The following is a 17,353-nucleotide window of genomic DNA, read 5'->3' on the forward strand; positions in this document are numbered from 1 at the left end:
CGCTGAGGAGTTGTCAACGAGCATGAGGGTTGTCCTGGCCGGCGGGGGCACCGCCGGACACATCGAGCCCGCGCTGGCCCTCGCCGACGCGCTGCGCCGCAACGACCCGAACACGGGGATCGTCTGCCTCGGGACGGAGCGGGGGCTGGAGACCCGACTCGTCCCGCAGCGCGGCTACGAGCTCGCGCTCATCCCGCCGGTGCCGCTGCCGCGCACCCTGACCCCGCAGCTGCTGTCGGTCCCCGGCCGGCTGCGCGGCGCGATCAACGCGGCGGCGGCCGTCCTGGACCAGGCCCGGGCCGACATCCTGGTCGGCTTCGGCGGGTACGTCGCCACCCCCGGCTACCTCGCGGCCCGCAAGCGCAAGGTGCCGATCATCGTGCACGAGGCCAACCCCAAGCCCGGCCTCGCCAACAAGCTCGGCGCCCGGTTCACCGAGCACGTCGCGGTCTCGCACGCCGACTCGCCGCTGCCGAACGCCACGTTCGTCGGCATCCCGCTGCGCCGCGAGATCGCCACCCTCGACCGGCTCGCGATGGGCGACAAGGCCCGCTCCTACTTCGGGCTGCTGCCCGACCTGCCCACGCTGCTGATCTTCGGCGGCTCGCAGGGCGCCCGCTCGCTGAACCAGGCCGCGGTGGCCGCCGCGCCGTACTTCCGGCAGGCGGGCATCCAGGTGCTGCACATCGTCGGGCCGAAGAACACCGAGGAGCCCGAGCCCGCGTCCGGCGGCCCGCAGTACGTCACCATCCCGTACTGCGACCGGATGGACCTCGCCTACGCCGCCGCCGACATGGCCATGTGCCGCGCCGGCGCGATGACGTGCGCCGAGCTGGCGGCGGTGGCGCTGCCCGCGGTGTACGTGCCGCTGCCGATCGGCAACGGCGAGCAGCGCCTCAACGCCGAGCCGATCGTCGCGGCGGGCGGCGGCATGCTCGTCGACAACGCCGAGCTGTCGCCCGACTGGATCGCCCGGAACCTGCTGCCGGTGCTGGCCGACCCGGCCCGCGTCGCGCACATGTCGGAGGCCGCCGGCCGGATGGGCCGCCGGGACGCCGACGTCGCGCTCGCCCGGATGGTGTACGACGTGGTCCGCCAGGCGGGCGCCGCGCGATGAACCCGATCGACCCGGGGGAGGTCGTCCCCGCCGACGCGCTCGGCAGGGTGCACTTCATCGCGATCGGCGGCGCCGGGATGTCCGGCGTCGCCCGCATCATGCTGCGCCGCGGCATGGCGGTGTCCGGCAGCGACGCCCGCGACTCCGAGCTGCTCGCCCAGCTCGGCGACCTCGGCGCCAAGGTGTTCGTCGGGCACGACGCCGCGCACGTCGGCGACGCCGACACGGTGGTGGTCTCCACGGCGATCCGGGAGACCAACCCCGAGCTGGTCGCCGCCCGCGAGCGGGGGCTGCGCGTCCTGCACCGGTCGGAGGCGCTCGCGTCCCTCATGGCCGGGCGGCGCGCCGTCGCGGTCGCCGGGACGCACGGCAAGACCACCACCACGTCGATGCTGACGGTCGCGCTGCAGCACGCGGGCGCCGACCCGTCCTACTGCATCGGCGGGCAGCTCGTCACCACCGGCCTCGGCGCCGACGAGGGCTCCGGCGACGTGTTCGTCGCCGAGGCCGACGAGAGCGACGGCTCGTTCCTCCGGTACACCCCGCACATCGCGGTCGTCACCAACGTCGAGGCCGACCACCTCGACAACTACGGCGGCTTCGAGATGGTGAAGGAGAACTTCGCGCGGTTCGTCGACCGCGTCGAGCCCGGCGGGACGCTCGTCGCCGGCGCGGACGACCCCGTCGCGATGGAGCTCGCCGGCCGGGCGCGGGCGCGCGGGCTCGCCGTCCGCACCTACGGGACGGCCGAGGGCGCCGACCTGCGGGTGACCGGGTTCACCCCGCGCGGCCTCGGCTCCCGGTTCACCGTGGAGGGCTCCGGCGAGGGCGGGGACGGGGCCGGCGAGGTCGTGCTCGCCGTGCCGGGGCGGCACAACGCGCTCAACGCCGCCGCCGTCGTCGCGGTCGCGCAGGCGCTCGGCGTGGACGGCGCGGCCGTGCGGGCGGGCCTCGCCGCGTTCGGCGGCGCGATGCGGCGGCTGGAGCGCAAGGGCGAGGCGGGCGGCGTCGAGGTGTTCGACAGCTACGCCCACCACCCCACCGAGCTGACCGCCGACCTGGAGGCCACCCGCGACTACCTGGGGGAGCAGGGGCGGGGCGGCCGGATCGTCGCGGTGTTCCAGCCGCACCTGTACAGCCGCACCCGGTTCTTCGCCGCCGAGTTCGGCGCGGCCCTCGGCCTCGCCGACGCCGCGGTCGTGCTCGACGTGTACGGCGCCCGCGAGGACCCGGAGCCCGGGGTGACCGGCGCCCTCGTCGCCGACGCCGTCCCGGCCGGCACCGAGACCGTCTACGCGCCCGTCCGGGACGAGGCGCCCGCCGTCGCGGCGTCCCTCGCCCGGCCCGGCGACGTCGTGATCACGCTGGGCGCGGGCGACGTGACGCAGCTCGGCCCGCTCGTCCTGGACCGCCTCGCCGCGTCCTGAGTGACACGCCGCCGCCCGCGCGGTCGGCGGCGCCGGGGCGCGGAACTGCCAAGCTTGGGTCATGACCGAGGCGCAGACGGACCGGCGCGCCGCCGCCGCGGCGGCCGGCGGGGGCCGCGGCGGTCCCGGCCGGTGGAAGGCGATCTTCGTCACGCTGCTGGTGGTCGGCGCGCTCGGCCTGGTGACATGGGTGCTGCTCGGCTCCCGGCTGCTGGTGGTGCGGCACGTCGAGGTCGCCGGCGCCGCGCTGGCGCCGCGCGACCGGATCGTCGCCGCCGCCGGGATCCACCTCGGCACGCCGATGGCGCGGCTGCGCACCGGCGCGATCGGGGAGCGGGTCGAGCGGCTCCGCGAGGTCGAGTCGGCGGAGATCGAGCGGCACTGGCCGGGGACGGTCCGGATCGTCGTGCGGGAGCGGGTCCCGGTCGCGGTGTTCGAGCGCGGCGGCCGCTACCACCTCCTCGACCGGCACGGCGTCGTCGTCGCCGACGGGGAGACCCGCCCGTCCGGGCTGCCGGCGCTGGCGGTCGCCTCGCCGGGGCCGTCCGACAAGGCGACCCGCGCGGCGCTCACCGTGCTGACCGGCCTGCCGGAACGGCTGCGCGGCGGCGTCTCCGAGGTGGAGGCCACCGGCCCGGAGGCGGTCAGCCTGCACATGAAGAACGGGCAGACGGTGGTGTGGGGGGCCGCCGAGCGGGCACGGGAGAAGATCCGGCTGCTGGACGCCGTGCGGCGCACCGCGGCCGGCCGCGCCGTCCGCACCGTCGACGTCAGCTCCCCCGAGGTCCTCAAGACCAAGTGACCCGGAAGAAGTGATCCGGGGGAAGTGGACCGGGTGCGTGTGTCGCGGCGATTCCGGCGGCCCGATCGGGCACGCTGGAACGGTCATGCCGGACCGATGCGGACGAGGGAGGGACGAGCCGGTGTACAGCACCCGCCGTACGGGCGCATGTCCGAGCCCAACCAGGGCAAACCTGTGCCAGGTGCGACACGCCGGTGTCGTTCGGGGGAGGTTAGTTGACCCTGGCGGTAAGGCCGCCCTACTGTCCGTATCAGTCTTCAGGTTGACATAACTGTAAGCCTCAAGTTGAGGGTGAGGGTTTGAGGCCCCGCCCCCAGTGCACAGGTCGGGAAAACCGCGGCGGCACGGTCGGCAGACCGGTCAGGGCGGTCGGAGAGAGCGGAAAGGCCCCTCGTCGTGGCAGCACCGCAGAACTACCTCGCGGTCATCAAGGTCGTCGGCATCGGCGGCGGCGGCGTCAATGCCGTCAACCGGATGATCGAAGAGGGTCTCAAGGGCGTCGAGTTCATCGCGATCAACACGGACGCCCAGGCGCTGCTGATGAGTGACGCCGACGTGAAACTGGACGTGGGCCGCGAGCTCACCCGCGGCCTCGGCGCCGGGGCCAACCCCGACGTCGGCCGGAAGGCCGCCGAGGACCACCGGGAGGAGATCGAGGAGGTCCTCAAGGGCGCCGACATGGTGTTCGTCACCGCCGGGGAGGGCGGCGGCACCGGCACCGGCGGCGCGCCCGTCGTCGCCAACATCGCCCGCTCGCTGGGCGCGCTGACGATCGGCGTGGTCACCCGCCCGTTCAGCTTCGAGGGCAAGCGCCGCGCGATGCAGGCCGAGGCCGGCATCGAGACGCTGCGCGACGAGGTCGACACCCTCATCGTCATCCCCAACGACCGGCTGCTGTCGATCTCCGACCGGCAGGTCAGCGTGCTGGACGCCTTCAAGGCCGCCGACCAGGTGCTCCTGTCCGGTGTCCAGGGCATCACCGACCTCATCACCACCCCGGGCCTGATCAACCTCGACTTCGCCGACGTCAAGTCCGTCATGTCCGGCGCGGGCTCCGCGCTGATGGGCATCGGGTCGGCGCGCGGCGACGACCGCAGCGTCGCCGCCGCCGAGATGGCGATCTCCAGCCCGCTGCTGGAGGCCAGCATCGACGGCGCGCACGGCGTGCTGCTGTCCATCTCCGGCGGCTCCGACCTCGGGCTCTTCGAGATCAACGAGGCCGCGCAGCTGGTGTCGAACGCGGCCGCGCCGGACGCCAACATCATCTTCGGCGCGGTCATCGACGACGCGCTCGGCGACGAGGTCCGGGTCACGGTGATCGCGGCGGGTTTTGACGAGGGGCGCCCTAGCAAGCCGGCTCCCGAGCCGGAGAGCAAGCGGCTGCCCCCGCCTCCGCCCCGCCCGGTCCCGGCGCCCGCGTCCGCGCCGCCCGCCAACCCGATCCCCAGCAAGGTCGGGCGGGCCGAGCCGGCGGGCGCGCACCGGCCCGCGGGCCAGCAGGCCGGGCAGCAGGGCACGCAGCAGTCGGTGGCGCAGGCCGCCGCCGCCCCGCACCCGCCCGCGCAGGCGTCCGCGCCGGCCGCGCCGTCCGCCCCGGCCGCGCCGCGGGCCGAGAGCGACCGGGCGCAGGGGCGCGACGACCGCGCGTCCGGGCGCGGCGACCGCGACGAGCCCGCCCGCCCGGACGCCGCCGCGGCCGGCCCCCCGGGCGACCGCGACGCCGACTCCGGCGGCACCCGCGCGCCCGCGCCGCGCCAGCCCACCGAGCAGGCGTCGTCCCCCCGCGTGCACGCGGGCGAGAACGACGGCGGCCCCGCCTCCTCGGGGCAGCGCCGCCGTCCCGTGGTGTTCGACGAGGACGACGACCTCGACGTCCCCGACTTCCTGAAGTGATCACCGCCGTCGCCCTGGGCGACGGCGTCGGCGCCGCCTTCACCGGCCGCGCCGGCGGCGTGAGCAGGCCCCCCTACGACTCCCTGAACCTGGGCGGCGCGGTCGGCGACGACCCCGCCGCCGTGCTCGGCAACCGGCGGCGCGCCGCCGAGGCGCTCGGCGTCGACCCCGGCCGCACCGTGTTCATGCGGCAGGTGCACGGCGCGGACGTCGCCTTCGTCACCTCCCCCGAGACCCCCGGCCCCGTCGACGCCGTCGTCACGACCGTCCCCGGCCTCGCCCTCGCCGTCCTCGTCGCCGACTGCGCGCCCGTGCTGCTGGCCGACCCCGAAGCCCGGGTCGTCGGCGCCGCCCACTCCGGCCGCCCCGGCACCGCCGCCGGGGTCGTCCCCGCGCTGGTGCGGGCGATGTGCGAGCACGGCGCCGACCCCGCCCGGATGACCGCCGCGATCGGGCCCGCCGCGTGCGGGCGCTGCTACGAGGTGCCCGCCGGGATGCGGGACGAGGTCGCCGCCGCCGTGCCCGCCGCGCACTCCACCACGTCCCGCGGCACGCCCGGCCTGGACATCCGCGCCGGCGTCGCCGCGCAGCTCGCGTCCGCCGGGGTCGCCGCCGTCGAGACCGACCCGCGCTGCACCATCGAGGACCCCGGCCTCTTCTCCTACCGCCGCGAGGGCCGCACCGGCCGCTTCGCCGGCTACGTCTGGCTCAAGGACGGCCCCGTCCGGAAGGACGGCTCCCCCCAGTCCCTCAAGAACGACTCGCCCGAGGACCGCGCGTGACCGACGAGAGGAAGCCCACCCCCGAGGAGCGCCGGGCGGAGCTGGCCGAGAGCCTCGCCGCGGTGCGCGCCCGCATCGCCGCCGCCTGCGCCGCCGCGGGACGGGACGAGAGCGAGCTCACCCTCATCGCGGTGACCAAGACCTTCCCCGCCTCCGATGTGCGGCTCCTGGCCGGACTCGGCCTGACCGACATCGGCGAGAACCGCGACCAGGAGGCCGGGCCGAAGGCCGCCGAATGCGCCGACCTGCCGCTCACCTGGCACTTCGTCGGGAGGCTGCAGACCAACAAGGCCCGCGCGGTCGCCCGGTACGCCGACGTCGTCCACTCGGTGGACCGCTCCAGGCTGGTGACGGCGCTGTCGGACGCCGCCGTCCGCGCCGGCCGGACGCTGCGCTGCCTCGTCCAGGTCTCGCTGGACGAGGACCCGGACGGCGGCGCGGACGGCGCCGGGGGCCCGGGCGGCCGGGGCGGCGCCGCGCCCGGCGCCGTGCCGGGGCTGGCCGACGAGATCGCCGGGGCCGCCGGCCTGGAACTCGGCGGCGTGATGGCCGTCGCGCCGCTCGGCGCCGACCCGCTGCCCGCCTTCACCCGGCTCGCGGGGATCGCGGCGGAGATCAGGCGGAACCATCCGGACGCCCGGATCGTCAGTGCGGGTATGAGCGGCGATCTGGAGCAGGCGATCGCGTGCGGCGCGACACACCTGCGGGTCGGTACGGCGTTGCTCGGCGGCCGACGGGCAATCGTCAGGTAATGTCCCCCCAGTGGTACCTGCCGGAACGCGGGCCGCCACTACGGATCAGTCCACCGGCGGCTCTGGACGCGCCCGAGGCCGCCACCACAGGACACGGAGGGGCGTATGGCCAGCGCGATGCGCAAGATGGCGGTCTACCTCGGCCTTGTGGAGGACGACCGTTACGACGACAAGTACGGCGACTACGACGAGTACGAGGTCTACGACGACGAGACCGACCCCGGGCAGAGCCGTCGTCGCGAGGACGAATCCGGCGGTCAGCTTACCCGAGCGGAGGAGACCGCGGACCGGGATCGCGACCATCACTCCGCGTCGACCATCGAACGACGCTCCGTGGCGCTCTACGAGTCCGGTACCACGGACCTGGCTCGTATCACTACTCTGCATCCAAGGACCTACAACGAGGCTCGGACCATCGGGGAGCACTTCAGGGAGGGCACGCCGGTGATCATGAATCTGACCGAGATGGTCGACAGCGACGCCAAGCGTCTGGTCGACTTCGCGGCGGGTCTCGTGTTCGGCCTGCACGGGAGCATCGAGCGTGTTACGAACAAGGTGTTCCTGCTGTCGCCCGCCAACGTGGAGGTGACGGCGGAGGACAAGGCCCGGATGGCGGAACGTGGGTTCTTCAACCAAAGCTGAGAGTCGCATGCGAGAGAATCAGTGAACATCGCTGGACAGGTACTGACGTACCTCCTGTACTTCTTCCTCCTCTTCCTGATCGGGAGGCTGGTGCTGGAGGTCGTGCAGTCGTTCGCCCGCCAATGGAAGCCGTCCGGGGTGGTGCTGGTGATCGCCGAGGCGACCTACACCGTCACCGATCCGCCCCTGAAACTGCTGAGGCGTTTCATCCCGCCCGTCCGGCTGGGTAACGTTGCACTGGACCTCAGCTTCACCGTGCTCATCCTTGTGGTCTGGATCCTGATCATGGTCATCGGCTCCATATTCGGCGGTCCGTAGACCGATCGGATACCGTCCTTCAGGGACAGACTCCAAGCGCGCCAAGGAGACGAGAACATGCCGCTGACACCCGCCGACGTGCGGAACAAGCAGTTCAGTACCACCAGGCTGAGGCCGGGGTACGACGAGGAGGAGGTGGACGCCTTCCTCGACGAGGTCGAGGCGGAGCTCGACCGCCTCATCCAGGAGAACGAGGAGCTGCGGGCCAAGCTGGCCGAATGCCTGCGCGGCAAGGTTCCCGCCATGGCCGCTCCCATCGTGGAGCCGAAGCCGGACGTCCAGAAGATCCCCGAGCCTCCGCGCCCCGAGCCGCAGCCGCAGCCCGAGCCGGAGCCCGCCCCTCTCGGCGGCCTCGGCATGGCGCCCGCGCCCTCCGGCGAGGACAACATGGACACCGCGGCGCGCGTCCTCGCGCTGGCGCAGCAGACCGCCGACCAGGCGATCGCCGACGCCCGCCGGGAGGCCGACGAGACGCTCGGCCGCGCCCGCCGGGAGGCCGAGGAGATCCTCGGCAAGGCCCGCCGGCAGGCCGACCAGATCGTCAGCGAGGCGCGCTCGCGCGCCGAGGCCCTCGACCGCGACGCCCAGGAGCGGCACCGCCAGGTCATGGGCTCGCTCGTGCAGCAGCGCGAGGAGCTGGAGCGCGAGGTCGACAACCTGCGCGCGTTCGAGCGCGAGTACCGCAGCCGCCTGAAGGTCTACCTGGAGGGCCAGCTCCGCGACTTGGAGGCGGGCAGCACCGAGACCGGCGCGTTCGCCGCCGTCCCGGGCGCGGCCCCCGCCCAGTCGCAGCAGAACGCGCCGCAGGGTCCGCAGACCGGACCGCAGGGCGGCCTGCCCCACGCGGAGAACCGCAACGGCGCCGCGGGCGGCCCGTCTCCCGCGCCCGGCCAGTTCCCGCCGCCCGGCGAGCACGGCCAGCAGGTCCAGCACTCGGCGACCGGCGCGTTCCACGCGGGCGGCGACAACCCGCCGCACGACCGGCGCTGATCGCGGCCGCGCAGGCGGTAGTGTCGTCCCGACCCCCGCGCCGGGCGTGGCAGCGGCGCCACCCCGGTGATGCCGGGCGGTCGCACGGGACGGCCGCCGGGCCCGTCGCGCGGCCCGGAGCCGAGCGGTCCGAACGAGTGGGAGAGACCCTGTGATCATCCTGAGTGGCGTTCTCGTGGTGGTGGCGATCGCCCTGCTGGTAGCGGGAATCGTCGCCGGCAACGGAGACAGCGCCCAGGTGTTCGGCCTGGACGCGCTGGTGGTGATCTACATATCGATCGCCGTCAGCATCGTCTCGGCGCTGTGCCTGGCCATCGGGGTGTTCCTGCGGCGCAAGGAGCTCTGGGGGCCCGGAGCCTCCGCGGCACCGGCCCGCCCCGCCAAGAAGTCCAAGAAGGAAAAGCGCAAGAAGGCCGCGCCCCCGGCGCCGGCGAAGAGCGCCCCGGCCGCCCCGGCGGCCGCCGCACCCGCCGCCGACCCGGACGACGACGCGATGGAGCTGCCCCCACCGCCCGCCGACGTCCCCGACGACGCGCTCGTGTTCGTCGTCCGCGGCCGCAAGCGCTACCACCTCGACACGTGCCGGCAGCTCGCCGGGCGCGACGCCGAGGAGCTGACCTACGCCGAAGCCAAGGAGGAGGGGTTCAGCCCCTGCACCGCCTGCATGCCCGACACCGCACTGGCGGCGCGCGCCGCGGCGTCGGCGCCCGCGGCCCCCGGCTCCGGCGGCCGGGACGCGGGCGGCACGGCGGCGGGCCGCGAGCCCGGTGCGGCGCGCTCCGAGGGCGGCCTGGCGGGCCTCGCCAAGCCGGCGCCCGCGCCGCACTCCGCGCCGTCCCCCTTCGACAGGCCCGGAGCCTCCGACCGGACCGCCGAGATCCCGCGGGCGGACGAGCCCGCGAACCCCGCCGGTCCGACCCTGACCGACCTGCCCGTCACCGGGCTGTTCGGCAAGGCGGCCGGGAAGGCGCCCAGCGCGCCGGAGACGGCCGATGAATCCGAGTCGCGGGAGCGGGAGCCGGAGGTCCGCTCCGTCTGGGACAGGCCCGCTGAGACCGAATCCGCGGCACCGGACGCCGTGGTCGACCCGGGGCCGTCCCCGTACGCCGGTGCGGACACGCCGCCGAAGCCCCGCCACGCCCGCGACACGGCCTCCGAAGCGCACTCCGGCCCGGCCTACGGCACGTCCGGGGAGGAGCCCCGTGACGAAGCCGGGGACCTGCCCGGCGAAAGCGGCGCTCGCACGGCGGAGCCGGAGCAGGCCCCGGAGCCCGAGCCCGCACCCGAGCCCGAGCCGTCCGGCGCGGACGCCGCCGACGACGAGCCGCACGGCGAACCGGAGGGGGAGGGCCCGCAGGTCCGCATCCTGAGCGGCACCAAGCGCTACCACCGCGTCGACTGCGCCCTCATCGAGGACATCGGCGACGAGGCCGACGACCTGGAGTCGCTGTCCCGCGCGGAGGCGAAGTCCCGGGGCTGCACGCCCTGCCTGGTCTGCCAGCCCGACCGCGAACACGCCCGCGACTGACCACCGCCCCGCAGATCACCCGCCCCGGGCAGATCACCCGCCCTGCAGGGCAGCGGCCCGCCTCGCCGCGGCCGGCCGGCCATGGCCGCCTGGCCGTTGAGCGGCGGAGCAGCGGCCGGCCGACCACCGCCGGTCGAGCGCTGCCGGTCGAGCGCTGGTGAGACGGCACGGCCGCCGGCCGCTTGAGCGCGGGGCGGCTCGCCGCTGAACGGCGTCGGCCGGCGGGGGCCCGGGGCGGCGATCCCCCCGGGTCAGCGGAGTCGGCGGCGCTCCGCGCGGAGTTCCCGCAGGCGCTCCCGGCGGGCGTCGCGGTGCTCCCGGTGCAGTTCCCGCAGCTCCTCGTGCCGCCTGCGGTGCAGTTCGTGGACGTCGCGGTGCCGGTCGCGGCGGCGGCGCTTCTCCCCGGCGGCGCGGCGGCTCACCGACACGCCGCCGAACAGCACCATCCCCGTCAGCCGGATGACGGGCGCGTCCGGGTCGGCGGTGTCGTCCTCGGGCAGCTCGCTCCCGCCGAACACCGCGGTCGGGGAGCCCGCGACGCGGACGCCCGGCGGGACGGTGATGTCGACCCCGCCGAAAACGCAGGTGATGTTGACGGTCACTTCGCTCTGGCTGAGGACGGCCTGCCGGAAGTCGAGCTCCACCCCGCCGAACACGCAGGAGACGTTGGTGGTCGGTTCCACCAGCCAGCGGCCCTTGCGCTCCGCCCCGGCGAACACGGCGACGAGGTGCGGCGACTGCGCCGGGGGCGGCGGGAGGGCGGGCTCCTTGCGCAGGTCCACCCGCGGCCGCGGCGCCTGCTCCGACGGCAGGTCGCTGAGGACGGGCTCCAGGTCGGCGTACGTCTTGGCCTTGTAGACGGCGTCGATGCGCTCCGCGTGCTCCTCGGGCGTGATGCGCCCCTCCGCGAGGGCCTCGCGCAGGCGGTCGGCCACCTCGTCGCGGTCGGCGTCCGAGGCGCGCATGCTCGCGGACGGCGGCGGGGCCGGACGGTCGGAGCCGGAAGGCTGCTCGGGAAGACTCACCGAACCATCATCGCAAACGAGATGTGTCGTGACGAACCCCGTTGCGGAAATGTTCCCCGCCGCGCCCGGACGCGGCGGAGAACACGGCTCCTCATGCCCGCGGACGCGGCTCCTCAGGCCTTGCGGATGTAGTAGGTGAGGCCCAGCTCCTCGTCGCGGGTGGCGGGGACCCCCTCCGGGCGGCCCTCGTGCACCGCGGTCGCGAGGACCTCCGCGGCCACCTCGCCGCTGTGGGCGCGCAGCGCCTCGGCGAGGTCGGTCCCGGTCGCCTCCCACCACAGCTCGATGCGGTCGGTGACCTCCAGGCCGGCGGCCTTGCGGGCCTCCTGGACGAGCCGGACGGCCTCCCGCACCAGGCCCGCGCGGCGCAGCTCGGGCGTGACCGTGAGGTCGAGCGCGACCGTCTCCCCGGCGGCGCTCTCCACCGCCCAGCCGCTGCGCGGCCGCTCGGTGACGATCACGTCGTCCGCCGCCAGCGGCACCGTGCCGAGATCGGCCGCCTCCACGGCCGCGTCGCCCGCGCGCAGCGCCCGGACCAGCTCCGCCGCGTCCGCGGACGTGATCGCCTTGGCGACCTTCGGGGTGTCCTTGGCGTAGCGCCTGCCCAGCTCCCGGAAGTTGGGCTTGACCTCGTACTCGACCAGGTCGCCGCCGATCGAGGACAGCTCCTCGAACGCCTGGACGTTCAGCTCCTCGGCGATCTGCTCGCGCAGCTGCCCGGGCAGCTCCGCCCAGCCGGGAGCGCCGACCAGCGCGCGGCCGAGGGGCTGGCGGGTCCGCACGCCGCTCGCGGCGCGCGCCGACCGGCCGAGCTCGACCAGCCGCCGGACGAGCGCCATCCGCTCGGTCAGCGCCTCGTCCAGGAGGCTCTCGTCGACGGCCGGCCAGTCGGCCAGGTGCACCGAGTCGGGGCCGTCCTCGGGCCGGATGACGTCCCACACGTGGTCGGTGATGAACGGCACGATCGGCGCCATCAGCCGGGTGAGGGTCTCCAGGCACTCGTAGAGCGTGGCGAACGCGGCCGACCCCTCGGGGGTCTCCGGGCCCTCCCAGAAGCGCCGCCGGGACCGCCGCACGTACCAGTTCGACAGGTCGTCCACGAACTGGGAGAGCCGCCGGCCCGCGCGGGCGGTGTCGAACCGCTCCAGCGCCGTGTCGACCTCGCGCACGGTGCGGTGCAGCTCGGCGAGCGCCCAGCGGTCCAGGAGCGGCCGGTCGGCCGGGGCCGGGGCCTCGGCCAGCCGGTCCGGCGTCCAGGCGCGGCCCTGCGCCTGCGCCGCGTTCGCGTACAGGACGAAGAACGACGCGGTGTTCCAGTACGTGAGGAGGACCTTGCGGACGATCTCCTCCAGGGCGCCGTGCCCGACGCGGCGGGACGCCCAGGGCAGCCCGCTCGCGGCCATGAACCAGCGCACCGCGTCGGCGCCGTGCTCGTCCATCAGCGGGATGGGCCGCAGCACGTTGCCGAGGTGCTTGCTCATCTTCCGGCCGTCCTCGGCGAGGATCAGCCCGAGGCACACGACGTTCTCATAGGACGACCGGTCGAACACGAGCGTCCCGACGGCCATGAGGGAGTAGAACCAGCCGCGGGTCTGGTCCTGGGCCTCGCAGATGTACTGGGCGGGGTAGGAGTTCTCGAAGATCTCGTTGTTGCGGTAGGGGGCGCCCCACTGCGCGAACGGCATCGACCCGGAGTCGTACCAGGCGTCGATGACGTCGGGGACGCGGCGCGCCTCCGCCCCGCACCGCGGGCACGGGAACACGACGTCGTCCACGTACGGCCGGTGGGGGTCGAGGGCGGACAGGTCGCGTCCGGCCAGGTCGCCCAGCTCCTTCAGCGACCCGACGCAGGTGACGTGGTCCTCGTCGTCGCCGCACACCCACAGGGGGAGGGGCGTGCCCCAGTACCGGCTGCGGGACAGCGACCAGTCGACGTTGTTGCGGAGCCATTCCCCGTACCGGCCGTGCTTGACCGTCTCGGGGTACCAGTTGGTCTTCTCGTTCTCCTCCAGCAGCCGGTCCTTGATCTGCGTGGTGCGGATGTACCAGGCGGGGAGCGCGTAGTAGAGCAGCGGCGTGTGGCAGCGCCAGCAGTGCGGGTAGCTGTGCTCGAAGTGCCCGCCGCGGTACAGCAGCCCGCGCGCGCGCAGGTCGTCGGTGAGGGGCTCGTCGGCGTCCTTGAAGAACTTGTTGCCGACCAGCGGCACCTCCCGCAGGAAGCGCCCGTCCGGCCCGATCGGGTTGACGATCGGCATGCCGTACGCCTTGCAGACGTTCATGTCGTCGCCGCCGAACGCGGGCGCCTGGTGGACGAGCCCGGTGCCGTCCTCGACGGTGACGTAGTCGCCCAGGACGACGTAGTGGGCGTCCGGGATGTCGACGAGCTCGAAGGGCCGCTGGTAGGGCGTCCGCTCCAGCTCGGTCCCCTGGAAGGCGGCGAGCCGCTCGGCGCCCTCGCCGAGGACCTGGCCGACCAGGGGCTCGGCGACGACGAGCACCTCGTCCGACCCCTCCGGGCGGGCCGCGACGTACGTGACGTCGGGGTGGACGGCCACGGCGGTGTTCGACACCAGCGTCCACGGGGTCGTGGTCCAGATGAGCAGCGCGGCGCCCATATCGGCGAGCGGACCGGACGTGACGGGCATCCGCACGTACACCGACGGGCTGGACACCGTCTCGTAGCCGCCGGGCTGGCCCAGCTCGTGGTCGGACAGGCCCGTCCCGCAGCGCGGGCAGTACGGGGTGATGCGGAAGTCGCGGAACAGCAGCCCCTTGTCGAACACCTGCTTCAGCGACCACCAGACGCTCTCGACGTACTCGGGGTCCATCGTCCGGTAGGCCTGGTCGGTGTTGACCCAGTAGCCCATGCGCTCGGTCATCTCTTCGAACGCGTCCACGTGGCGCAGGACGGACTCGCGGCAGCGGGCGTTGAACTCGGCGACGCCGTACTCCTCGATGTCCTTCTTGCCGGTGAGGCCGAGCTCCTTCTCCACGGCGACCTCGACGGGCAGGCCGTGGCAGTCCCAGCCGGCCTTGCGCGGGACGTGCCGGCCCTTCATGGTCTTGAAGCGCGGGAAGACGTCCTTGAACACGCGGGCCTCGACGTGGTGGACGCCCGGCATCCCGTTGGCGGTGGGCGGTCCCTCGTAGAAGATCCAGGGCTCGCCGGACGCGGTGCGCTCCAGCGACCGCTCGAAGACCTTGTTCTCCTGCCAGCGGCGCAGCATGTCCCGCTCCAGGGCGGGCAGATCGACCTGCGCGGGCAGCGGCCGAAAAGCTCGGCTCACGATGGCGGACCTCCGGATCGACGTGGAAACGCTGACCGGAGGGACGAGGCGCGCGGCCCCGCGGTACCACCCTCCTTGACCGCGCCTGGCGGCGCGGCCCGCTTCGTTCCAGTCCCGGCTGCCGGTTCTACCGCGCCCGCGGACCGGGTCCGGGGCGTTTCTTCCGGCGGCTCCGGGGTGATCAGACCGCCGTGCCCGCCCCCGGGCTCGCACCGTCCCCGGGTCGCTCATGGCCGCGTTCGGCGGCAGGTGTCCCCATCAGCGCCTGCCGTGCGACTGCTCGTCTGCACTTTAACGCACCCGCGCGGCGTCCTCTTCCCGTTTTCCGGGGCGCCGGCCCTGGCGCGCCGTGCCGTTCCTTTGCGATCTCGCGGCACGCCGCGGGGTTTCCGGCCGATCGCCGACCGGGCATAAGGGGTCGGTACCACCGCCAGGTTGTTTACCGCGCACGAGAAAGGGGACCTATGCTGCCCGCACTGCCCGTCGAGGCGATCAGCGCGAGGGAGGCCGACATGGCCGGCGCGACGAAGGGCGCAGTGTCCGCCGAGGAGCAGCCCGCCGAGGAGCACGCCGGGAAGCAGCCCGCCGCGGGCAAGGCCCGGGGCAAGGCGGCCGCGGCGAAGCGGCCCGCCCGCAAACCGGCCGGGCGCGCCTCCGGCAGGACGCGGGGCGGGCGCCCCCCGGCGGAGGCGGCGCGGGCGGCGGAGCTGCCGGTGCGCGAGGGGGAGCACCGCTGGACGGCCGCGGAGCTCGCCGAGGTGCGGGCCGGGCTGCAGGAGCAGATCGAGGGCCTGCGCGCGGAGATCGCCGCGTCCGCGAGCCAGATCGCCGAGGGCGACGGCAGCGACGGGGCCGGCGACGACCAGGCCGACGCGGGCGCCAAGACGTACGAGCGCGAGCACGAGCTCGCGCTGTCCTACAATTCACAGGACCTGCTCGCCCAGATAGAGCGGGCCGTCCAGCGGATGGACGCCGGCACGTACGGGATCTGCGAGTCCTGCGCCAGGCCGATCGGCAAGGCGAGACTTCAGGTCTTCCCGCGTGCGACCCTGTGTGTGACATGCAAACAACGCGAGGAACGTCGCTGAGCGACTCAACGAACCCAGAGCGCGAGGCCGGGGAGTCCACGGGAACTCCTCGGCCGCGCCGCGTCGGCGTGCTGGTCGCCGTGGCCCTGGCCGCGCTGACCGCCGACATCGTGTCCAAGCTGATCGTGGTGGCGACGCTGCAGGACCGGGAGCCCGTCCGGCTGCTCGGCGGGCTGCTGACGCTGCGCGAGACCCGTAACAGCGGCGCCGCCTTCTCGATCGGCACCGGTTACACGATCGTGTTCACCCTGATCGCCTGCGGCGTGGTGGTGGCCATCCTGCGCACCGCCCGCAGCCTGCGGAGCGTGCCCTGGGCGGTCTGCCTCGGCCTGCTGCTCGGCGGCGCGGTCGGCAACCTGATCGACCGGCTGCTGCGCGAGCCCGCCCCGCTGAAGGGCCACGTCGTCGACTGGATCCAGCTGCCGCACTGGCCGGTGTTCAACCTGGCCGACTCGGCGATCGTGTGCGGCGGCGCCCTCGCCGTGCTGCTGGCGGCGCGCGGCCTGCAGGTCGACGGGACGCGCATCACCGGCAAGGACGACGACGGCCCCCCCGAGCCCGGGGCCGGATCGAAGCCCGCGCCCCGGCCTGAGCGCGAAGCCGGCGCCGCGAACGGCACCGAAGCCGGGGCCGCGAACGGCGCCGAAGCCGGGGCCGGGAACGGCGCCGAGGACCGGGCCGGGAACGGGCCGGATGCGGAGCGTGCGCCCGGCGGGGCCGGGCGCGAGGCCGCGGAGACGGAGCCCGCCCCGGAGGAGAAGGCCTGATGGGGGAGGTGCGCGGCCTCCACGTGCCGGACGGCCTGGAGGGCGAGCGGGTCGACGCCGCACTGGCCCGGCTGTTCGGGCTGTCGCGCGGCGGCGCCGCCGAGATCATCGCCGCCGGGGACGTCCTGCTGGACGGCGCCGAGGTGGCCACCAAGTCCGAGCGGCTGCGCGCCGGGGCCTGGCTGGAGGTCACGCTCCCGCCGCCGCCCGCGCCGCCCGCGCCGGTCGCCGAGCCCGTCCCCGGGATGGGCGTCCTGTACGAGGACGACGACATCGTCGTGGTGAACAAGCCGACCGGCGTCGCCGCGCACCCCACCACCGGCTGGACGGGGCCGACCGTCCTCGGCGGGCTGCTCGGCGCCGGGCACGCGATCGCGACCAGCGGCGCGTCCGAGCGGCAGGGCATCGTGCACCGGCTGGACGCCAACACCACCGGCGCGATGGTCGTGGCGAAGAGCGAGGTCGCGTACTCGCGGCTCAAGCGGGCGTTCAAGGAGCGCCGCGTCGACAAGCGCTACCGGGCGCTGGTGCAGGGCCACCCCGACCCGTTCCGCGGGACGGTCGACGCGCCGATCGACCGGCACCCGTCCGGCGACGGCCGGTTCGCGGTCGTGGCGGGCGGCAAGCCGTCGGTCACGCACTACGACACGGTCGAGGCGTTCCGGGCGGCGACGCTGCTCGACATCGACCTGGAGACGGGGCGCACCCACCAGATCCGGGTGCACATGTCCGCGATCCGGCACCCGTGCGTGGGCGACATGGCGTACGGCGCCGACCCGACCCTCGCCGCGCGGCTCGGCCTGAAGCGGCAGTGGCTGCACGCCGTCCGGCTCGGGTTCGAGCACCCCGCCACGGGCGAGTGGGTGGAGTTCGAGAGCCCCTACCCGGACGACCTGGCCCGCGCCCTGGAGATCGTCGAAGCCGAGTCCTGACCG

General features: G+C 74.6%; 15 protein-coding genes. 13 read left to right on the forward strand and 2 right to left on the reverse strand.

What is annotated here, in order from left to right; translation table 11 throughout:
- Positions 1-22: 22 nt before the first annotated feature.
- The 10 genes from murG (at position 23) to ABTW95_RS14220 (ending at position 10,251) form a co-directional block, all read left to right on the forward strand.
- Positions 23-1,117 carry an undecaprenyldiphospho-muramoylpentapeptide beta-N-acetylglucosaminyltransferase gene (gene murG, locus ABTW95_RS14175; RefSeq protein WP_396448216.1) on the forward strand — a complete coding sequence of 365 codons (1,095 nt, stop codon included), beginning with the start codon at positions 23-25 and terminating at the stop codon, positions 1,115-1,117.
- Positions 1,114-2,544 (forward strand): UDP-N-acetylmuramate--L-alanine ligase, encoded by a 1,431-nt coding sequence (murC, locus tag ABTW95_RS14180; protein ID WP_396448215.1) that lies wholly within the window; start codon positions 1,114-1,116, stop codon positions 2,542-2,544. Before murG ends, murC begins: the two co-directional genes overlap by 4 nt.
- Before the next feature lie 61 nt (positions 2,545-2,605).
- A complete protein-coding gene (locus ABTW95_RS14185; RefSeq protein ID WP_396448214.1) occupies positions 2,606-3,346 on the forward strand; it encodes a cell division protein FtsQ/DivIB in 741 nt (246 codons plus the stop codon).
- 396 nt (positions 3,347-3,742) lie between these two features.
- Positions 3,743-5,239: a cell division protein FtsZ gene (gene ftsZ / locus ABTW95_RS14190; protein ID WP_396454312.1), complete on the forward strand. Its 1,497-nt coding sequence runs from the start codon at positions 3,743-3,745 to the stop codon at positions 5,237-5,239.
- Positions 5,236-6,021, forward strand: a complete 786-nt coding sequence (gene pgeF, locus ABTW95_RS14195) for a peptidoglycan editing factor PgeF (protein ID WP_396447812.1) — start codon at positions 5,236-5,238, stop codon at positions 6,019-6,021. Before ftsZ ends, pgeF begins: the two co-directional genes overlap by 4 nt.
- A complete protein-coding gene (locus ABTW95_RS14200) occupies positions 6,018-6,773 on the forward strand; it encodes a YggS family pyridoxal phosphate-dependent enzyme (RefSeq protein WP_396447813.1) in 756 nt (251 codons plus the stop codon). The genes pgeF and ABTW95_RS14200 overlap by 4 nt, the downstream gene beginning before the upstream one ends.
- A gap of 105 nt (positions 6,774-6,878) precedes the next feature.
- Positions 6,879-7,415: a cell division protein SepF gene (locus ABTW95_RS14205; RefSeq protein WP_396447814.1), complete on the forward strand. Its 537-nt coding sequence runs from the start codon at positions 6,879-6,881 to the stop codon at positions 7,413-7,415.
- Between the two features lie 21 nt (positions 7,416-7,436).
- A complete protein-coding gene (locus tag ABTW95_RS14210) occupies positions 7,437-7,733 on the forward strand; it encodes a YggT family protein (protein WP_396447815.1) in 297 nt (98 codons plus the stop codon).
- 57 nt (positions 7,734-7,790) lie between these two features.
- Positions 7,791-8,723, forward strand: coding sequence for a DivIVA domain-containing protein (locus ABTW95_RS14215; protein ID WP_396447816.1), 933 nt, complete (start codon positions 7,791-7,793; stop codon positions 8,721-8,723).
- A gap of 151 nt (positions 8,724-8,874) precedes the next feature.
- Positions 8,875-10,251 (forward strand): hypothetical protein, encoded by a 1,377-nt coding sequence (locus ABTW95_RS14220; protein WP_396447817.1) that lies wholly within the window; start codon positions 8,875-8,877, stop codon positions 10,249-10,251.
- 251 nt (positions 10,252-10,502) lie between these two features.
- Here the strand turns inward: ABTW95_RS14220 and ABTW95_RS14225 are convergent, their stop codons facing one another.
- Both ABTW95_RS14225 and ileS read right to left on the reverse strand, forming a co-directional pair.
- Entirely contained in the window at positions 10,503-11,276 is a 774-nt protein-coding gene (locus ABTW95_RS14225) for a DUF1707 SHOCT-like domain-containing protein (protein ID WP_396447818.1), read from the reverse strand.
- Positions 11,277-11,389: 113 nt separating this feature from the next.
- The gene (ileS, locus tag ABTW95_RS14230; protein ID WP_396447819.1) at positions 11,390-14,563 is read right to left on the reverse strand and encodes an isoleucine--tRNA ligase; all 3,174 of its coding nucleotides are present in this window, start codon (positions 14,561-14,563) and stop codon (positions 11,390-11,392) included.
- 707 nt (positions 14,564-15,270) lie between these two features.
- On the opposite strand from ileS, the gene ABTW95_RS14235 reads away from it, so the two are divergent.
- From ABTW95_RS14235 to ABTW95_RS14245, 3 genes are read left to right on the forward strand one after another with little or no spacing between them, the layout of a single operon-like run.
- Positions 15,271-15,651 carry a TraR/DksA family transcriptional regulator gene (locus ABTW95_RS14235; protein ID WP_396447868.1) on the forward strand — a complete coding sequence of 127 codons (381 nt, stop codon included), beginning with the start codon at positions 15,271-15,273 and terminating at the stop codon, positions 15,649-15,651.
- Positions 15,624-16,418, forward strand: a complete 795-nt coding sequence (lspA, locus tag ABTW95_RS14240) for a signal peptidase II (protein WP_500226458.1) — start codon at positions 15,624-15,626, stop codon at positions 16,416-16,418. The genes ABTW95_RS14235 and lspA overlap by 28 nt, the downstream gene beginning before the upstream one ends.
- Positions 16,418-17,350, forward strand: a complete 933-nt coding sequence (locus ABTW95_RS14245) for an RluA family pseudouridine synthase (RefSeq protein ID WP_396447821.1) — start codon at positions 16,418-16,420, stop codon at positions 17,348-17,350. Before lspA ends, ABTW95_RS14245 begins: the two co-directional genes overlap by 1 nt.
- The last annotated feature ends 3 nt before the right edge of the window (positions 17,351-17,353 follow it).

Source organism: Spirillospora sp. NPDC127506 (genome assembly GCF_040302145.1).
GTDB lineage: Bacteria > Actinomycetota > Actinomycetes > Streptosporangiales > Streptosporangiaceae > Spirillospora.